This window comes from Aeromicrobium endophyticum, from assembly GCF_003586285.1.
In the GTDB taxonomy this organism is placed as follows: Bacteria; Actinomycetota; Actinomycetes; order Propionibacteriales; family Nocardioidaceae; genus Aeromicrobium; species Aeromicrobium endophyticum.
In genome coordinates this window covers 1278916-1294565 of record NZ_QUBR01000001.1, presented here as the reverse complement: position 1 = coordinate 1294565, position 15650 = coordinate 1278916, and the positions used below count along the sequence as shown (strand labels likewise).

Genomic DNA, 15650 nt, shown 5'->3' with positions numbered 1-15650 from the left:
TTGCACGGGTCATGACGATCATCGCCCTGACCGGTTCGACCGGAGCCGTCGGCGGCACGGCCGCGCACCTGCTCGCCGACGCCGGCACGTCCGTGCGGCTGCTCGTGCGCGACCCCGCCCGCGCCCCCCATCTGGCGGGCGCCGACGTCCGCACCGCCTCGTACGGCGACGACGGCTGCGTCGATGCGCTCGAAGGGGTCGACACCGTCTTCATGGTGTCGGGCCACGAGGCCGCCGACCGTCTCGACCAGCACCGCTCCTTCGTCGATGCCGCGGTACGGGCCGGCGTGCGGCAGATCGTCTACCTGTCGTTCGTCGGTGCCTCCGCCACGTCAGGCTTCACGCTGGGCCGTGACCACGGCGCCACCGAGGACCACATCCGCGCGTCCGGCCTCGACTGGACGTTCGTCCGCGACAACTTCTACGCCGAGATCCTGCCCCAGTTCGCCGACGCCGACGGCGTCATCCGCGGCCCCGCCGGCCAGGGCAGGGTCGCGGCGGTGTCGCAGCGCGACGTCGGAGCCGTCGTCGCGCACGTGCTGCAGGACCCCCGCGACCACGTCGGCCGCACGTACGACCTGACCGGTCCCGAGGCGCTGACCTTCGACGACGTCGCGCAGATCACGAGCCGCATCACCGGACGTCCGTTCAGCTTCGTCGACGAGACCCTCGACGAGGCCCGGGCGAGCCGCGCCCACTACGGAGCGCCCGACTGGCAGGTCGACGCGTGGGTCAGCACGTACACCGCGATCCGCGACGGCGAGCTCGAGCACGTCAGCGGCGACGTCGAGCGCCTGCTCGGACGCCCCGCGACCTCGTACGACGAAGCCGTCGCCGAGGCGAACGTCTAGCGCACGCTCAGTCGTCCGAGCGGTGGTACAGCCGCCCCTCTTGCGCCTTGACCGTGGCGACGAGCACGAAGCTCATCGTCACGAGCAGCGCCCAGGCCCCGATCTTGGAGGCGTGCACCGACTGCCAGACGTCGATCTGGTCGGGATACCGCCACGCCCCGAGGTAGGTCGCCAGGTTCTCGGCGATCCACAGGAACAGCCCGATCAGGACGAACGACAGCGCGAGCGGCATGCGCAGGCGGGCACCGCCGACCGAGAAGTGCACGACGCTGCGGCGCAGCACGACGAGGCCGACGACGGCCAGCGGCACGCGCAGGTCGACGATCCAGTGGTGCGTGAAGAAGTTGGCGTAGATGGCCACCGCGACCAGCGTCGTCGGCACCGCCGGATAGCGGGTGACGCGCAGGTCGAAGCGGCGCCAGGCCTGGCAGATGTACGAGCCGACGGCGGCGTACATGAAGCCCGAGTACAGCGGGACGCCCGCGACCTTGGTCAGGCCGTCGCCCGGGTACGACCACGAGCCCACGCTGACCTTGAACAGCTCGAGCCCGAGCCCCAACAGGTGGAAGGCGACGATCACCGCGACCTCGCGCCACGTCTCGAGCCCCAGTGCCTTGAACGCCAGGGTCACCGCGACGCACCACAGCAGCATCGCGTCGTAGGCCGCGATCGGCAGCGGCACGACGTGCGTGACCAGCAGCCCGGCGAACACCGCGATCGCGAACATGCACGACTGGAGCTCGAGCCATGCGAACTGCACAAGACGTCTCACGGCCACGGGCATAGCCTGTCACCATGGCATCCGAGCTCCTGACCGTCACCGGCACCGTCGACATCCGCGAGAGCGTCTCGCTCCCGCCCGGCGCGATCGCCACGATCAAGCTCGTCGACGGAGAGGGCGAGGTGCTCGCGGGCACGGCGATCGAGTCGGACGCCCTGCCGACCGCGTTCACGCTCGTCGCCGACCCGGCCTTCGCGCCCGACCCCGACTCGCTGTTCCTGTGGGCGGCCCTGCGCGGCGAGGCCGGCGTGTGGGGCACGACCGACCTCGTCCCCGTCACCGACGACGCTCCTGCGGTGCTGCTGACCAAGATCGAGGACTGACCGCGTGGCGCGAGGCGACAGCGGGCCTACCGTCACGCACCTGAGCCAGAGCGAGGTCGAGGCCGGCGGCCCGCCGATCCTGGGCCGTATCGCCGCGATGCTGCGCCCGTACCGCACCAAGATGGCGTTCGTGGCCGTCGCCGTCGTCACCGCGGCGGCCCTGACCTCGATCGTCCCGTTCCTGACCAAGGCGATCTTCGACAAGGCGCTGTTCCCGCCGGACGGTGACGTCCGCACGCACCTGCTGGCCTGGCTCGTGGCCGGCATGTGCGTCATCCCGATCGTCACGGCGCTGATCGGCATCGGCCAGAACTGGCTGACGTCCACGATCGGCAACTCCGCGATGGCCGACCTGCGCAGCGACCTGTTCGCCCACCTGCAGAAGATGGAGCTGGCGTTCTTCACCGCCACCAAGACCGGCGCCATCCAGTCGCGCCTGGCCAACGACGTCGCCGGCGTCCGCACCGTGCTGACCGACACCGCCACGTCGATCCTGCAGAACAGCGTCACGGTCGTCGCGGCGTTCGTGTCGATGGTCATCCTGTCGTGGCAGCTGACCGTGCTGACGCTCGTGCTGATGCCGCTGTTCGTCTACATCCAGCTGCAGGTCGGCAAGCGTCGCCAGCGGCTGGCCCGCCGCACGCAGGAGTCGCTGTCGGAGATGACCGCGATCACCGAGGAGGCGCTCAGCGTCTCGGGCATCCTGCTGTCGAAGGTGTTCAACCGGGCCGACTCCGAGGTCGACCGCTACCGGCAGGCCAACCGCGAGCAGACCCGCCTGCAGGTCGACCAGGCCATGACGGGGCGCGCCTTCTTCGCGACGGTGCAGACGTTCTTCGCGATCACTCCCGCCCTGATCTACCTGGTCGCGGGCACGATGCTGCAGGGCAGCAGCGCCCTCACCGCAGGCACCCTGGTGGCGTTCACGACGTTGCAGGCCCGGCTGCAGATGCCACTGCTGCAGCTCATGCGCGTCTCGCTCGACGTGCAGACGTCGCTGGCGCTGTTCCGCCGGCTGTTCGAGTACCTCGACCTGGAGCCGGCGATCACCGAGCGGCCCGGCGCCGTGGCCCTCGACCCGAAGGACCTGCGCGGCGAGATCGAGTTCCGTGACGTCTTCTTCCGCTATCCCGAGCCGCGCAGCCTCAGCGGCACGGTCTCGCGCGACCGCTTCGGCGACACCGGCGTGCGCATCGACCGCACCGAGCCGGCCCCCGAGCAGGGCTGGGCGCTCGACGGCATCTCGCTGACGGTCGAGCCCGGCCAGCTCGCCGCGATCGTCGGGCCGTCCGGATCGGGCAAGACCACCATGACGTACCTCGTGCCGCGGTTCTACGACGTCGTCGAGGGCGCCGTGCTGATCGACGGCACCGACGTCCGTGACCTGACGATGGGCTCGGTCGCCGAGGCCGTCGGCATGGTGACGCAGGAGCCGTACCTCTTCCACGGCTCGATCCGCGACAACATCGCCTATGCCAAGCCCGACGCCAGCGCCGACGAGATCGAGCAGGCTGCCCGCGACGCCAACATCCACGACCGCATCCTGTCGTTCGCCGACGGTTACGAGACCATCACGGGCGAGCGCGGCTACCGGCTCAGCGGTGGCGAGAAGCAGCGCCTGGCGATCGCGCGGGTGCTCCTGATGGACCCGCGCATCCTGATCCTCGACGAGGCGACATCGGCCCTCGACACCGAGACCGAGCGGCTCGTGCAGGACGCGCTCGAGCGGGCGACCCACAACCGCACCACCATCGCGATCGCCCACCGCCTGTCGACCATCCACAACGCCGACGTCATCTTCGGCCTCGAGGACGGGCACCTCGTCGAGCAGGGCACCCACGACGAGCTGCTCGCGCTCGGCGGCCTCTACTCGCGGCTGTACGTCGAGCAGTTCGGCTCGGGGCAGATCGAGGCGCGCTTCACCGACGGCGTCCGCTACAGCGATGGCACGATGCACTGCGACCGTGCCGATCGCGACGGTCGCCGCGCCGACGTGTCGCTGTAGCGGCGGCTACTGCGCAGCGGCGTAGCGCTTCTGCGCCCGCTCGAGGATCGTGGTGACGGTCTTGTCGATCGCGGCTGTCTCCTTGAGGCCCGGGATCGAGTAGAGCACCGAGGTGAGCTCGCCGTCGTCGCAGCCCTGGGCCGAGATGCCCGACTCGGTCTCGGTGATCGGGATCGACGTGACGGTCGTCGTGGTGCCCTTCGGATCGCCGTCGAGCTCGGCCAGCGTCGTGAAGGCCTGGCACGCCTGCTCGTCGGTGAAGCTCGCCGCACCCGACAGCAGCTTCTTGGCCGTCTCGAGGTCCTTCTTGTCGGCCGGGGAGGCGCTCGCGCTCGACGACTCCAGGTTCTTGACCACGTCGGGCAGCGACTTGGCCCACTCCTTGGCCGGCAGGGTCGTCACCTGGATGACGGCGGCGTCGGCCTGCCACCGGCACTGGCTGCCGCCGTCGGTGCCCGAGGCGGCGACGACCTCGTCGACGGCCGTGCCGGCCAGGGCCGTGCGGTCGGACGCCGTGAGCATCGAGCACGCGACCTGCGAGGCGTCGACCGGCGGGACGCTGGGGGTGGCGCTGGCGGTGGGCGTGGCGCTTGGCTTCGTCGCGGGCTCTGAGTCGTCCGAGCCGCTGCAGCCCGACAGCAGGACGAGGGCCGCAGCCGCAGCGGGCACCAGGCGCCGGATCACCGAAGAAGTCACCCGGTCACTGTAGGTCGGGCCCCCACACGGGCGGACGGATCAGGCGGCGCGGCGACGCACGCGGATCTTGTAGACCACGAACCACGCGAGCAGCACCAGCACAGCAGCGACCAGCACGTACTTGAGCACGTTGCCGTACTTCTCGACCGACTCCCAGTTCTCGCCGAGCTGGTAGCCGGAGACGATCCAGATGACGTTCCAGATCAGGCTTCCGGCGGTGGTGTAGATCAAGAAACGCTTGATCGACATCCGCTCGACCCCCGCGGGGATGGAGATCAGGCTGCGGATGCCGGGCACCATGCGACCCCAGAACACCGCCATCGCGTCGTTGCGAGCGAACCACGCGACGCCCTTGTCGATGTCGTGCTCGGTGACGAACGGGACCTTCGACAGCACGGCGCGGGTGCGCTCGAGGCCGAACTTGAGCGAGATCCAGTAGAGCACCAAGGCACCGCCGACCGAGCCGACCGTCGCCGCGGCGATGACGGGCACCAGCCCGAAGTCGCCGCGATTGGCGCTGAAACCGGCCAGCGGGAGGGCGACCTCACTGGGCAGGAACGGCAGGATCGTCTCGACGGCGAGGATGAGACCGACGCCCAGCAGGCCCACCGATCCCATGACGTCGGCGACGAATCCAGCCAGACCCGTGTCGGGAACTCCCGAGGTGGACGCTGTGAGGGTGGTCAGTAGGGTCACGGGCATGAGCGTATCTTCCAGGCTCAATCGGGTGACCGTCGTCTGCTGCGCGGTGGCGGTAGGTCTCGTGGCCACCGCCCTGATCGTCGACCAGCAGCCCTTCGCCGGCTCGTCGCCGGCCGCCGAGGTGGTCGAGGCGTCCTCGGCGCAGGCCCGCGTGCCCGGCAAGGCGCTCGACGTGATCGCCCCGGCCTCGGGCGCCTCGACGTCCGTCGAGGTCTCCCGCCGGCTGTTCACGTCCTCACCGGTCGCGGTGCTCGCCGACCCCGCCGACGCCGAGGCCCAGCGCGTCGCCGTCGCCACGGCCACGGGTCTCGGGGCGCCGGTGCTGCTCGACGGACCGGACGCACCGGCCGAGCTGGCGCGGCTGAAGGCGTCGACCGTGCTGACCTTCGGCTCGACGCAGAAGGTGCTTCACGCGCGGGCCGTGCCCGTCGACGACACGCGGGCCGCGGCCGAGGTCACCCGGTTGCGCGGCGACGTCGACCCGTCGCCGGAGGATCTCGGCGTCATCGTGCTGAGCACCTCGGCGCAGGCCGACGCCGCAGCCGTCGCCACGGCCCGCTCCGCCGGCGCGCACGTGCTCGAGGCGGCCGGCGCCGATCCGCGCACCAGCCCGGAGGCCGCCGCCTACATCGCCGAGCATCCCGGCGACCCGGTCCTCGCCCTCGGAACGCCGTTCGCCGAGGTGTCGTACCCGCTCGAGGCCGTCCGCAAGGGCCTGAAGCAGCCCTCGGGCGGCTACCTCGCCCTCGGCGACCGGCTCTACACCGCGATGTACGGCCACCCCGGGGCGCCACAGCTCGGGGTGCTCGGCGAGCAGGGCGTGCGGGCGTCCGTCCGACGCGTCGAGCGGCTCGCGCGCAAGTACCGACGCGTCACCGACCGCACGGTCGTGCCGACCTTCGAGATCATCGCAACGGTCGCGTCCTCGTCGCCCGGCAAGGACAAGGACTACTCGACCGAGACGTCGATCGCGAAGCTCGAGCCGATGATCGACGCCGCCCAGAAGGCCGGCGTCTACGTCGTCCTCGACCTGCAGCCCGGGCGCACCGACTTCCTCACCCAGGCCAAGCGGTACCGCTCGCTGCTCGAGCGCCCTAACGTCGGCCTGGCGCTCGACCCGGAGTGGCGGCTCAAGCGCAAGCAGAAGCACCTGGCGCAGATCGGCTCCGTCTCGGTCGCCGAGGTCAATCGCACCAGCGCCTGGCTGGCCGACCTGACGCGCGAGAAGGCGCTGCCGCAGAAGCTGTTCGTGCTACACCAGTTCTCGCTCGCGATGATCAAGGACCGCAGCCGCCTCAACACGTCCCACCCCGAGCTGGCGACCGTCATCCACGTGGACGGGTCAGGGCCGCAAGGTGCCAAGCAGGGCACCTGGAAGACCCTGCGTCGCGGTGCCCCCGCCGACGTCGGGTGGGGTTGGAAGAACTTCATCGACGAGGACTCGCCGATGCTGAACGTGCCCCAGACGTGGCGGAAGGTGCGACCGCATCCCGACCTGGTGACGTATCAGTAGCCTGCGGGCTGCGCTGGCCGTGACGTGCCGTCGGCCAAGGTGACGGTGTAGGTCCACACCCCACCGGCACCCTGCTTGGCGCCGTTCGCCGGCCACCACGCGCTGAAACGACCCTGGCTGACGGTGGCTGTGACATCAGGACCCATCGGCGGGTGCAGCGAGATGCCAACGACATCCCCGCCCACGTACCCACTGACCCAGCTGAGCCATCCGTCCGTGGTGGTGAACGGAAGCCGACCCCGGAGGGGGATGGAGCCCTGCATGCTCTCGGTCTCCACGAAGCCGTCGGGGGGCGGCGTCGGCGCCGAAGGGGGATCCGCGTCGAAGGTCCCGAGGAATCCCCTCTTGCTGGCCGTGTCGCCGGGCGTGCCGACGAGGTCGTTGGACATCAGGCATGCACCTTCTCCGGTTGGGCCGCCGACGAGAACGTACGTCCATCCGCCTCGCTTCTCACCGATGACTGGTCGGGCATCTCGACCGCCGATGCCGAGAGCTGACTGGCACGTGGTGGCGGCCGCCGAGACATCCGAGCGTGACAGCGGCTGCGGGGTCGCGGTCCACGACGCGAAGGCCGTGGCCCCGCCGATGGCGGTCGGCACCGCGACAGCCGCGGTCGCGGCGGCGGCCACCGCAACGAGTGCACGGCGTCGACGGCGGACCTGACGATCGGGCGCGATCCGCACGTGCTCGGCACTGGGTGTCGAGAGGATCAGATCGCGCGTCGTCACAGCGCGTTCACGTTCGTCGTCGGTCAATACGCGCGGCGCCGGGTCCATGTCTCGCAGGACGCTCTCGAGCTGGGCAAAGGTGTGCTTGGTCATTGCGGACTCCTTGCGTAGGTGGTGCCACCCGGAATCGGGCCATCGCCGTTCCCCGACTCGATGAGCCTGGCCAGCGCTCTCCTGGCACGAGAGAGCCGGAGCCGGAAGGCTGTCGGTGAGATGTCCAGCGTGAGGGCGGCCTCGGGCGCGCTGAGTCCCTCGAAGACCCGAAGAGCGAGTGCCTCCTGGTGGATAGGACTCAGTGCTTCCCACGCTCTCGCGATGTCGACTTGCGTGGCGACCAGATCAGCCGATTGACCGCCGTGCGTCACCGGGGGAACGGCCTCGGCGAGACGAACCGGGAGCGCCTGCTCCTTGTGCTCGCGCCGTCCCGTGTTCAGGAGGATGTGACGTGCCACGCCGAACAACCAGGCGCGCGCCGAGGACAGCTCGATGGGCACGTCGTCCAGGCGCCGCCACGCCACGAGCATCGCCTCGCTGACGACGTCCTCGGCGTGCCGCGGATGGACTCGGCGGAGCACGAAGCGCAGCAGATCACCATGAACGTCGTCATACAACGTCCGGAAGCGCTGCTCCCGATGCTGCGCCGCAACGGTTGAGTCCATGTCTCCTCTTGTCGAGAGTCGCACGAGTGTGTCGCAAGGACCGGCAAGCTATCTGCTTCTTCGCTGTGCTGAGCTCAGCTGTCCCCAACACGATGACAGGCACATTCGGCGGGACTTGCGCGTCGAGCTCTGTCGCCTTCCCCGAGCTGTCGTATGCCGTCACCGTCTTCACGGTCGTGTCGTCCACACCTTGCGGCATGAAGGCGACCACAGGCGTGTACGTAGCGGGGTCCCACGCATCGAAGTTGGCAGGCACCGCGATCTGGAGGCGGGGGATGCTGCTCGCGAGGCGATCCACCGCCACCAGAGCATCGCGAGAAGACACGGACTTGCCCTTGCTGTAGCTGGCGCTCAGACCGCTTCGGACGCCCGGCTCGCTCGCCAGCGTCTTCCAAAGAACGTTCGTGTCGCCATCGAAGCGCTCGGCGACAGCGTCGTGGATGGACTCGCGCACCTCCAGGTCACTCACGGTGCTTGCGAAGGTCTTCGCCAGGGCGTCCAACGAACGATTGATCTCGGCGTCCGAGCTCTCTGCCGCCACCGAATCGGACTCGGCAAAGGCTGCAGTCCCTGGGACCGAGGCGCCCACGAGCGCGAGTGCTGCTGCACCAGCTCCCAATGTCAGTCTTCCTCGCTGACCGCGACGCCGCGCATTTCAACTGATGAACTTCATGGACCATTGGCTCACTGAGACCTCCGACGGATAGATGGACGTGGAAATTTCGCCACGTCAGGCGACGAATGTGCCAGCATGCACGTGACGACTTTCCGATGGGTGGCTGCAACCGTGGTCTGTCGCCGGTGGCCGTCGCGGTCAGCGGGAATACGAATCAGTTGGCGGGGTTCGTTCCTGGCGCCGGCATGCCCCTGACGCCAGTTCGCCATGCTGTACCGGGTCTTGGCTCGTCGAGCCTGCCTGCACGGACCCATGCCGGCTCGATCGCCATCCATCGTGAGTCTGTAGCTGAACCCGGCCATCGCGTGAGGTCCGGCTAACGTCTTGCAGGCAGTCTGCCTGGAATCAGGCCCCTACCGTCCGCTCGGCCGTCTCGCGACGCGATATTCATTTCCCGTCGCAGAAGAACCGCGAAGCAGGCAGAGCGGTCCTGATCTCAGCCGAAGAAGTCGCCGGCGGCGACGGCCGGCGGCTCGGCGTCGCGCGCCATGGGCGTGAACCGCGAGTAGTGGCCCTGGAAGCTGACGGCGATCTTGTTGGTCGGGCCCGAACGGTTCTTGGCGATGATGATGTCGGCCTCGCCCGGGCGGTCGGACTCGCCGGCGCCCTGGGCGTCGGGACGGTTGAGCAGCAGCACGATGTCGGCGTCCTGCTCGATCGAGCCCGACTCGCGCAGGTCGGAGATCTGCGGGGTCTTGTCGGTGCGCTGCTCGGAGCCACGGTTGAGCTGGCTGATGGCCACCACGGGGCACTCGAGCTCCTTGGCGAGCAGCTTGATGTTGCGCGAGAACTCCGAGACCTCGACCTGACGGTTCTCGACCCGCTTGCCCGACGTCATCAGCTGGAGGTAGTCGATGACGATGAAGCCGAGACCGTGCTGCTTCTTGATGCGGCGGGCCTTGGACCGGATCTCGGGCATCGTCATGTTGGGGCTGTCGTCGACAATGATCGGAGCGGAGTTGACCCGCGGCATGGCCTTGGTGATGGCGTCCCAGTCGCGCTGGTGCATGCCGCCACCGCGCATGTGCCCGATGCTGACCCGGGCTTCGGCCGAGAGCATGCGCATCGCGATCTCGGCGCCCGTCATCTCGAGCGAGAAGATGGCGCACGGGATCTGGTGGCGGATCGCCGCCGAGCGGACGAAGTCGAGGCCCAGCGTCGACTTGCCGACACCCGGACGGGCGGCCACGACGATCATCTGACCCGACCGGAAGCCGGTGGTGAACTTGTCGAGGTCGGGGAAGCCCGAGGGGACGCCGGTGAGCGTGCCGTCGCGGCCCTGGATCTCCTCGATCTCGTCGATCGTCAGGGGCATCAGCTCGGAGACCAGCCGGTAGTCCTCGGCCTGGCTCGTGCCGTCGACGTCGAGCACCTCGGCCTGCGCCCGGTCGACGATCTCGGAGAGCTCGCCCTCCTGCGCCTGACCCATCTGGGCGATGCGCTGACCGACCTGCACGAGGCGCCGGAGCACGGCCTTCTCGCGGACGATGTGGGCGTAGAAGTCGACGTTGGACGCGATCGGCACGGCCTGGACCAGGTCGTGGAGGTAGGGCGCGCCGCCGATGCGTCCGACCTCCCCGCGGCGCTGCAGCTCGGCGGCCACCGTGATGGCGTCGGCCGGCTCGCCGCGGTTGGCGAGGTCGACGATGATGTCGAAGATCAGCTCGTGCGCAGGACGGTAGAAGTCGCGTCCCTGCAGGATGTCGGCGGCCGGGTCGATCGCGTTCTTGCTGATGAGCATCGCGCCGAGGACGCTCTGCTCGGCGGCGATGTCTTGAGGAGGAACGCGTCCCGAGGAGGGATCTTCGCCGGGCCCCGGGCCCGCCTCGTAGAGGTCCGCCACACTCACCGCTGAGACCGCCTTTTCTTTCATCCCGACCGACGCCGACAACTCTCGCTGCCGCCACCGACAAACACCGACCCGTCACAGTAGGCCCGTCGCTCCCGGGCTCCAAGGCAGCGCCGCACAGCGGGTGTGCGTAACTACGCGCATGCTGTGGAAAACGCCGTGCGGCCATGTGCACAGCCGGTGGACGAACATGTGGACAACGAATGATTTTTTGATCCTCCACCCTCACTGACCTGCGAAGATGGAATTTGTGGTGTGTGGAGGCAAAATAGTTCGCGGCCGTCGGTCATCCACCGGTGCCTGTTCATAGACTTGTCGACAAACCCCGTCACTTTGGTCCCACGTCACCCGTTGGTCACCTTCGAGAGGCCCGCATGCACCTGCGCCGCGACGCCGATCGACAGATCGTCGCGATCGCCGTCCCGGCCTTCTTCGCGCTCGTCACCGAACCCCTGATGCTGCTCGCCGACACCGCGATCATCGGCCACCTCGGAACCCCCGAGCTGGGCGGGCTGGCAGCGGCCTCGGTCGTCCTCGGCACCGTCGTCGGCCTGTGCGTGTTCCTCGCCTACGGAAGCACCGCGAGCGTCGCCCGCCACCACGGCGCTGGCGACGAGCGGACGGCGTTCGGCCTGGCCGTCAGCTCGCTGTGGCTCGCCGCGGCCCTCGGGATCGTGCTCGGGACGCTGGTCGCCGTCAGCAGCGGCGTGCTGGCGGGCGCGATGTCCAGCTCGGTCGAGGTCGCGCTGCACGCCCGGCACTACCTGCTCGTGTCGGCGCTCGGCATCCCGGCCATGCTGCTGATCCTGGCGGCGACAGGTGCCCTGCGTGGGGTGCTCGACCTGCGGACACCGCTGCTGGCCACGATCGTGGCCAACCTCGTCAACGTCGGTCTGAACGTCACGTTCGTGTACGGCGTCGGGCTCGGCGTGCGCGGCGCCGCGGCCGGCACCGTCATCGCTCAATGGCTGGCAGCAGCCTGGCTCGTGACGGTCGTGGTGCGGCGCGCGCGGCCCGCCCGCGCCGCCATCCGTCCGCGGGTGCGCGAGATCCTCGACGCCGCGGCCCAGGGCGTGCCACTGGTCGTCCGGACGATGACCCTTCGCGTGGCCGTGGTGCTGGCGGCTCTCGTCGCCGCGGGCCTCGGCGACGTCCAGCTCGCAGCACACCAGGTCGCCGCGACCCTGGTCTCGCTGCTGGCCTTCGCGCTCGACGCCGTCGCCATCGCTGGCCAGACGCTGACCGGGCGCACCTTGGGCGCCGGCGACGCACCCGGCACCCGCGCCCTGACCCGCCGCATGATCGGCTGGGGCATCGGCACGGGTCTGATCGCGGCCGCGGCGCTGGCCGCACTGGCGCCCTGGCTGCCTCGGCTGTTCTCGTCAGACCCGCAGGTGCAGGACGCGCTCGTGCCGGCTCTGCTGGTCGTCGCCGCGATCCAGCCCCTCTCGGGGGTGGTGTTCGTGCTCGACGGCGTGCTGATCGGAGCAGGCGACGGCGTCTACCTCGCCCTGGCGGGCCTGGCGACCCTCGCGGTCTACACGCCGCTCGTGCTGCTCGTGGGCCTGACCGACGCCGGCTTCACGTGGTTGTGGGTCGCATACGGCGGCTTCATCGCGGCCCGCCTCGTCACGCTGTGGCTGCGCCAGCGCGGCGACACCTGGATGGTCCTCGGCGCGACTCGTTCGGCAGACTGAGTCGGTGACCGATCGCGAGCACGCCCCCGGGCGCAGGATGCTGGTGAGGGGAGCACCCGACCTCGGCATCGTGCTGCTGTGGCACGGCCGCGGCGTCGACAGTGCCGACTGGATGCTGCCGCTCGCCGAGCGGGTCGCCGCCGGAGGTGCCCTCGCCCTGGCACCCGACTGGAGCAGCGAGACGCCCGACGGCGGTCGCACCGATCTGCTGACATCGGTCCGGCACGCGCGCGACCGGGCCACGGACGCGGGTCTCGATCCCGATCGCATCGTCGTGGCGGGCTGGTCGCTGGGTGGCACGGCAGCGGCGAGCCTGGCCGTGCACGCCAAGCGGCTGGGCATCGGGCTGGGCCGTGCCGTGCTGATCGCGCCGGCCGACGGACCGGGTGTCGTCGACGGCATCTCGGGCGGCCCCCTGCCGCGCACCCTGCCTCCCGGCGACGGGCGCTGCGGCGTCGACGTCCTCTACGGCGAGCGCGACACCAGCACCCCGCCCGACCAGGTCAGCGGGCTCGAGCTGCGCCTGCGCGCTGCCGGCTGGTCGACCACCTTGCAGGCCGTCGATGCCGATCACGGCGAGATCGTCGGCTGCCGGTACGACGCCCGGCGGGAGGTCTACCGGCCGTCGACGCAGCCGCAGGCCCTGGCGGGTGCCGATGTCGTCGCCGGCGTGATCACCGAGGCGGTCAGTCGCGCTTCGACGTCTTCTTGACGAAGCCCACGCTCGTCCAGTCGGGCTGCTCGAACTGCGCCGCGCCGTAGTTGACGAGCCCCTTGCGGACCCCGAGGACGACAGGTGTCACGGCCAGCGGGACGACCGACGAGTCGTCGAAGAGCCACTCGTCGAGCTTGGCCACCCGCGTGAGGCGCAGGTCGTCGTCGAGCGTGCCCAGGACGGTGTCGAAGCCCGTGCCGAGACGCGGCGTCGCGAGCCCGGTGTAGTTCTGCGCCGAGTCGAGCGGGAAGAACTGGGGCTTGGCCGCGGTGAGCGGGAACGGCGAGGCGCGGCGCACGAAGGTGACCAGGTCGAAGTCGAGCGGGATGACGACGTCGTCGAAGAAGGTCGCCGCCGGCACGGGTCGCAGCGTCACCGCGATGCCGACGGCGCGCAGGTCGCCCGCGATGGCCGTGGCCCGAGCCTTGTTGGGCGGAGTGTCCTCCGGCACGGGCAGGGTCAGCTCGAGGGGCTTGCCGTCCTTGGCGACCATGCCGTCGGCGCCCTTGGCGTACCCCGCCTCGGCGAGCAGCTTCTCGGCCTGGTCGGGTGCATAGGCGATGGGGGCCGACGAGTCGCGGTAGCCCTTCTGGCCGGGCACCAGCAGCAGGCTGCCGAGAGGAGCTGCCGGGGCACCGAGGGCCTTGGCGGCCGTCGACGCGATGGGCCCGCGATCGATGGCGTGGGCGACAGCCTGCCGCACCTTCGGGTCGCGCAGCGGACCGCGTCCGCCGTTGAGCGTCACCTGCGACCACTCGACCCCCGCCGACCGCTGGATCGTGCCGGTGCCGCGGGCGGCACGGTACGTCGCAGCCTGCACGTCGACGGCGTCGAGCTCGTCATTGGCGTAGGCCTCGGCCTGCAGCTCGGGGTCGCCGAGGTTCCAGGTGATCTCGTCGAGCTTGGGCTTGGCGCCCCACCACCGCGGATTGGGTTTCTGGACGATCGTGCCGGCGTCGGCGTCGATCGAGGACACGATGAACGGGCCGTTGGACGAGATCGCCCGCGTGCTGAACGCCTCGTTGAACAGCTGGGGCGAGGCCGAGACGTTGGACGGCAGCCGCGGGTAGACGTAGGCGGGCCACTCGGCGGTGGGGCGCGAGAAGGTCACGCGGTACGCGAACTTGTCGTCGCCCTGCTCGACCGACGAGATGGCGTCGTACCCGGCCGTCGACGCGACCTCGTAGGCGTCGTCGGAGCCGTTCTGCGCCTTCCAGAAGGCGATCATGTCCTTGGCCGTGATGGAGGTGCCGCCCTGCCAGACCGCGGCGGGGTTGAGCTTCACCTCGACCGTCAGCGGGTCGTCCGAGGTCACCTCGACCGACGTGGCGTAGTCGGGGTCGACCTGCCAGCCGCCGTCGGCCGTGATGCGGACGGCTGCACCGGTCGTCGGCGCCAGGATCTTCGCGGCGTCGGAGTCGGCCGCGTCTGACTGCAGGGGGTTGAAGTTGGCGGGCATCGCCGAGGCTGCCAGCCGCAGCGTGCCGCCCTGCGCGACCTTGGCGACGGGGGCTTCGGCCCACGCCGTGCTGGGCAGCTCGGTGACCGCAGCCGGCGCTGCGCTGCTCTTCTTCGGCCGCGGCTCGTCGCCGCCCCCGGACACGATCGAGCAGCCGGAGAGCAACAGGCTCCCGGCCAGCAGCGAGGACGCGAAGGCGACGACGGAGGGACGCATGGCGGAGGTGCCACCGACAACGGGCCGACACCGCCGAGCCGGTGGCTCAGCAGGGTCGACCCGTCGGGTGGACTACTTGGAGGCGACCACGTTGAGCTTGACCTGTGCGCTGACCTCGGGGTGCACCCGCACCGAGACCGAGTGTGCGCCCAGCGACTTGATCGGGTTGCCGACCTCGATACGACGCTTGTCGACCTTGGCACCGGCCTCGCCGAGAGCCTCGGCGATGTCGGCGACCGTCACGGCGCCGAACAGGCGTCCGCCCGCACCGGCGCGAACCGGCACGTTGATCGGGTTCGACTCGAGGTTGCCCTTGATGCTCTTGGCCTCTTCGAGGTCGTGGACGGCGTGCGCGTCACGCGCAGCCTTGATCGAGTCGACCTGCTTGGCAGCGCCCTTGCTCCACCGGATGGCGAAGTTGCGCGGCAGCAGGAAGTTGCGGCCGTAGCCGTCCTTGACCTCGACGATGTCGCCGGGGGCTCCGAGGTTCGTGACCTCGTGCGTGAGGATGAGCTTCATCTCGAATACCCCTTAACGGCCGGTGGTCGTGTAGGGAAGCAGGGCCATCTCGCGGGCATTCTTGATGGCCTTGGCGATGAGACGCTGCTCCTGGACGGTGACACCCGTGACGCGGCGCGCGCGGATCTTGCCGCGGTCCGAGATGAACTTGCGCAGCAGCGCGGTGTCCTTGTAGTTGATGTCGGTGACCTTGGCCGCGGCGAGCGGGTTGCTCTTCTTCTTCGGCTTGCGGACGACTGGCTTAGCCATGTTGCTCCTGTG

General features: G+C 69.8%; 16 protein-coding genes. 6 read left to right on the top strand and 10 right to left on the bottom strand.

From position 1 onward, the window contains the following. Window positions 1–11: 11 nt before the first annotated feature. Window positions 12–851, top strand: a complete 840-nt coding sequence (locus tag DX116_RS06305) for an SDR family oxidoreductase (protein WP_119703293.1) — start codon at window positions 12–14, stop codon at window positions 849–851. 7 nt (window positions 852–858) lie between these two features. Here DX116_RS06305 and DX116_RS06300 read toward each other — a convergent pair whose 3' ends face one another. Next, window positions 859–1623 (bottom strand): DUF817 domain-containing protein, encoded by a 765-nt coding sequence (locus DX116_RS06300; protein ID WP_233556582.1) that lies wholly within the window; start codon window positions 1621–1623, stop codon window positions 859–861. 23 nt (window positions 1624–1646) lie between these two features. Between DX116_RS06300 and DX116_RS06295 the strand changes: the two genes are divergently transcribed. Then, window positions 1647–1955, top strand: a complete 309-nt coding sequence (locus DX116_RS06295; RefSeq protein WP_119703291.1) for a YbaY family lipoprotein — start codon at window positions 1647–1649, stop codon at window positions 1953–1955. A gap of 4 nt (window positions 1956–1959) precedes the next feature. Beyond that, a complete protein-coding gene (locus tag DX116_RS06290; protein ID WP_199715941.1) occupies window positions 1960–3960 on the top strand; it encodes an ABC transporter ATP-binding protein in 2001 nt (666 codons plus the stop codon). Between the two features lie 6 nt (window positions 3961–3966). Here the strand turns inward: DX116_RS06290 and DX116_RS06285 are convergent, their stop codons facing one another. Both DX116_RS06285 and DX116_RS06275 read right to left on the bottom strand, forming a co-directional pair. After that, complete coding sequence (locus DX116_RS06285) at window positions 3967–4656, bottom strand: DUF3558 domain-containing protein (protein ID WP_147393602.1); 690 nt, start codon at window positions 4654–4656, stop codon at window positions 3967–3969. A 39-nt stretch (window positions 4657–4695) separates the two neighbouring features. After that, entirely contained in the window at window positions 4696–5352 is a 657-nt protein-coding gene (locus tag DX116_RS06275) for a DedA family protein (protein ID WP_199715940.1), read from the bottom strand. Between the two features lie 4 nt (window positions 5353–5356). Here DX116_RS06275 and DX116_RS19865 point away from each other — a divergent pair, with 4 nt between their 5' ends. Then, window positions 5357–6871 carry a hypothetical protein gene (locus tag DX116_RS19865; protein ID WP_158591917.1) on the top strand — a complete coding sequence of 505 codons (1515 nt, stop codon included), beginning with the start codon at window positions 5357–5359 and terminating at the stop codon, window positions 6869–6871. Here the strand turns inward: DX116_RS19865 and DX116_RS06265 are convergent. The 4 genes from DX116_RS06265 to dnaB all read right to left on the bottom strand — a co-directional run bounded on the left by DX116_RS06265 (window position 6865) and on the right by dnaB (window position 10783). Continuing rightward, on the bottom strand, window positions 6865–7692 hold the full coding sequence (locus tag DX116_RS06265; RefSeq protein WP_119703287.1) for a DUF2029 domain-containing protein: 828 nt from the start codon (window positions 7690–7692) through the stop codon (window positions 6865–6867). The two genes, DX116_RS19865 and DX116_RS06265, sit on opposite strands and share 7 nt — an antisense overlap. Then, a complete protein-coding gene (locus tag DX116_RS06260; protein WP_119703286.1) occupies window positions 7689–8258 on the bottom strand; it encodes an RNA polymerase sigma factor in 570 nt (189 codons plus the stop codon). The genes DX116_RS06265 and DX116_RS06260 overlap by 4 nt, the downstream gene beginning before the upstream one ends. Further along, window positions 8203–8799, bottom strand: a complete 597-nt coding sequence (locus tag DX116_RS06255) for a DUF3103 family protein (RefSeq protein WP_158591916.1) — start codon at window positions 8797–8799, stop codon at window positions 8203–8205. The genes DX116_RS06260 and DX116_RS06255 overlap by 56 nt, the downstream gene beginning before the upstream one ends. Window positions 8800–9370: 571 nt before the next feature. Continuing rightward, the gene (gene dnaB / locus DX116_RS06250; RefSeq protein WP_233556581.1) at window positions 9371–10783 is read right to left on the bottom strand and encodes a replicative DNA helicase; all 1413 of its coding nucleotides are present in this window, start codon (window positions 10781–10783) and stop codon (window positions 9371–9373) included. A 374-nt stretch (window positions 10784–11157) separates the two neighbouring features. Between dnaB and DX116_RS06245 the strand changes: the two genes are divergently transcribed. Together DX116_RS06245 and DX116_RS06240 are read left to right on the top strand one after the other, a co-directional pair. Further along, window positions 11158–12480, top strand: a complete 1323-nt coding sequence (locus DX116_RS06245) for an MATE family efflux transporter (RefSeq protein ID WP_119703283.1) — start codon at window positions 11158–11160, stop codon at window positions 12478–12480. 4 nt (window positions 12481–12484) lie between these two features. Continuing rightward, complete coding sequence (locus DX116_RS06240; RefSeq protein WP_119703282.1) at window positions 12485–13192, top strand: alpha/beta fold hydrolase; 708 nt, start codon at window positions 12485–12487, stop codon at window positions 13190–13192. Here the strand turns inward: DX116_RS06240 and DX116_RS06235 are convergent. The 3 genes from DX116_RS06235 to rpsR form a co-directional block, all read right to left on the bottom strand. After that, window positions 13167–14870: an ABC transporter family substrate-binding protein gene (locus tag DX116_RS06235; protein ID WP_119703281.1), complete on the bottom strand. Its 1704-nt coding sequence runs from the start codon at window positions 14868–14870 to the stop codon at window positions 13167–13169. The two genes, DX116_RS06240 and DX116_RS06235, sit on opposite strands and share 26 nt — an antisense overlap. Before the next feature lie 72 nt (window positions 14871–14942). After that, a complete protein-coding gene (rplI, locus tag DX116_RS06230; RefSeq protein WP_119703280.1) occupies window positions 14943–15389 on the bottom strand; it encodes a 50S ribosomal protein L9 in 447 nt (148 codons plus the stop codon). Window positions 15390–15401: 12 nt separating this feature from the next. After that, window positions 15402–15638, bottom strand: coding sequence for a 30S ribosomal protein S18 (gene rpsR / locus DX116_RS06225; protein ID WP_056604045.1), 237 nt, complete (start codon window positions 15636–15638; stop codon window positions 15402–15404). Between the last annotated feature and the right edge of the window lie 12 nt (window positions 15639–15650).

Excerpts from the sequence above, each read along its gene's own strand:
- rplI (WP_119703280.1), bottom strand. The coding sequence starts at position 15,389 with ATGAAGCTCATCCTCACGCACGAGGTCACGAACCTCGGAGCCCCCGGC.
- DX116_RS06235 (WP_119703281.1), bottom strand. The coding sequence starts at position 14,870 with ATGCGTCCCTCCGTCGTCGCCTTCGCGTCCTCGCTGCTGGCCGGGAGC.
- rpsR (WP_056604045.1), bottom strand. The coding sequence starts at position 15,638 with ATGGCTAAGCCAGTCGTCCGCAAGCCGAAGAAGAAGAGCAACCCGCTC.
- DX116_RS06245 (WP_119703283.1), top strand. The coding sequence starts at position 11,158 with ATGCACCTGCGCCGCGACGCCGATCGACAGATCGTCGCGATCGCCGTC.
- DX116_RS06295 (WP_119703291.1), top strand. The coding sequence starts at position 1,647 with ATGGCATCCGAGCTCCTGACCGTCACCGGCACCGTCGACATCCGCGAG.
- DX116_RS19865 (WP_158591917.1), top strand. The coding sequence starts at position 5,357 with ATGAGCGTATCTTCCAGGCTCAATCGGGTGACCGTCGTCTGCTGCGCG.
- DX116_RS06265 (WP_119703287.1), bottom strand. The coding sequence starts at position 7,692 with ATGACCAAGCACACCTTTGCCCAGCTCGAGAGCGTCCTGCGAGACATG.
- DX116_RS06305 (WP_119703293.1), top strand. The coding sequence starts at position 12 with ATGACGATCATCGCCCTGACCGGTTCGACCGGAGCCGTCGGCGGCACG.
- DX116_RS06260 (WP_119703286.1), bottom strand. The coding sequence starts at position 8,258 with ATGGACTCAACCGTTGCGGCGCAGCATCGGGAGCAGCGCTTCCGGACG.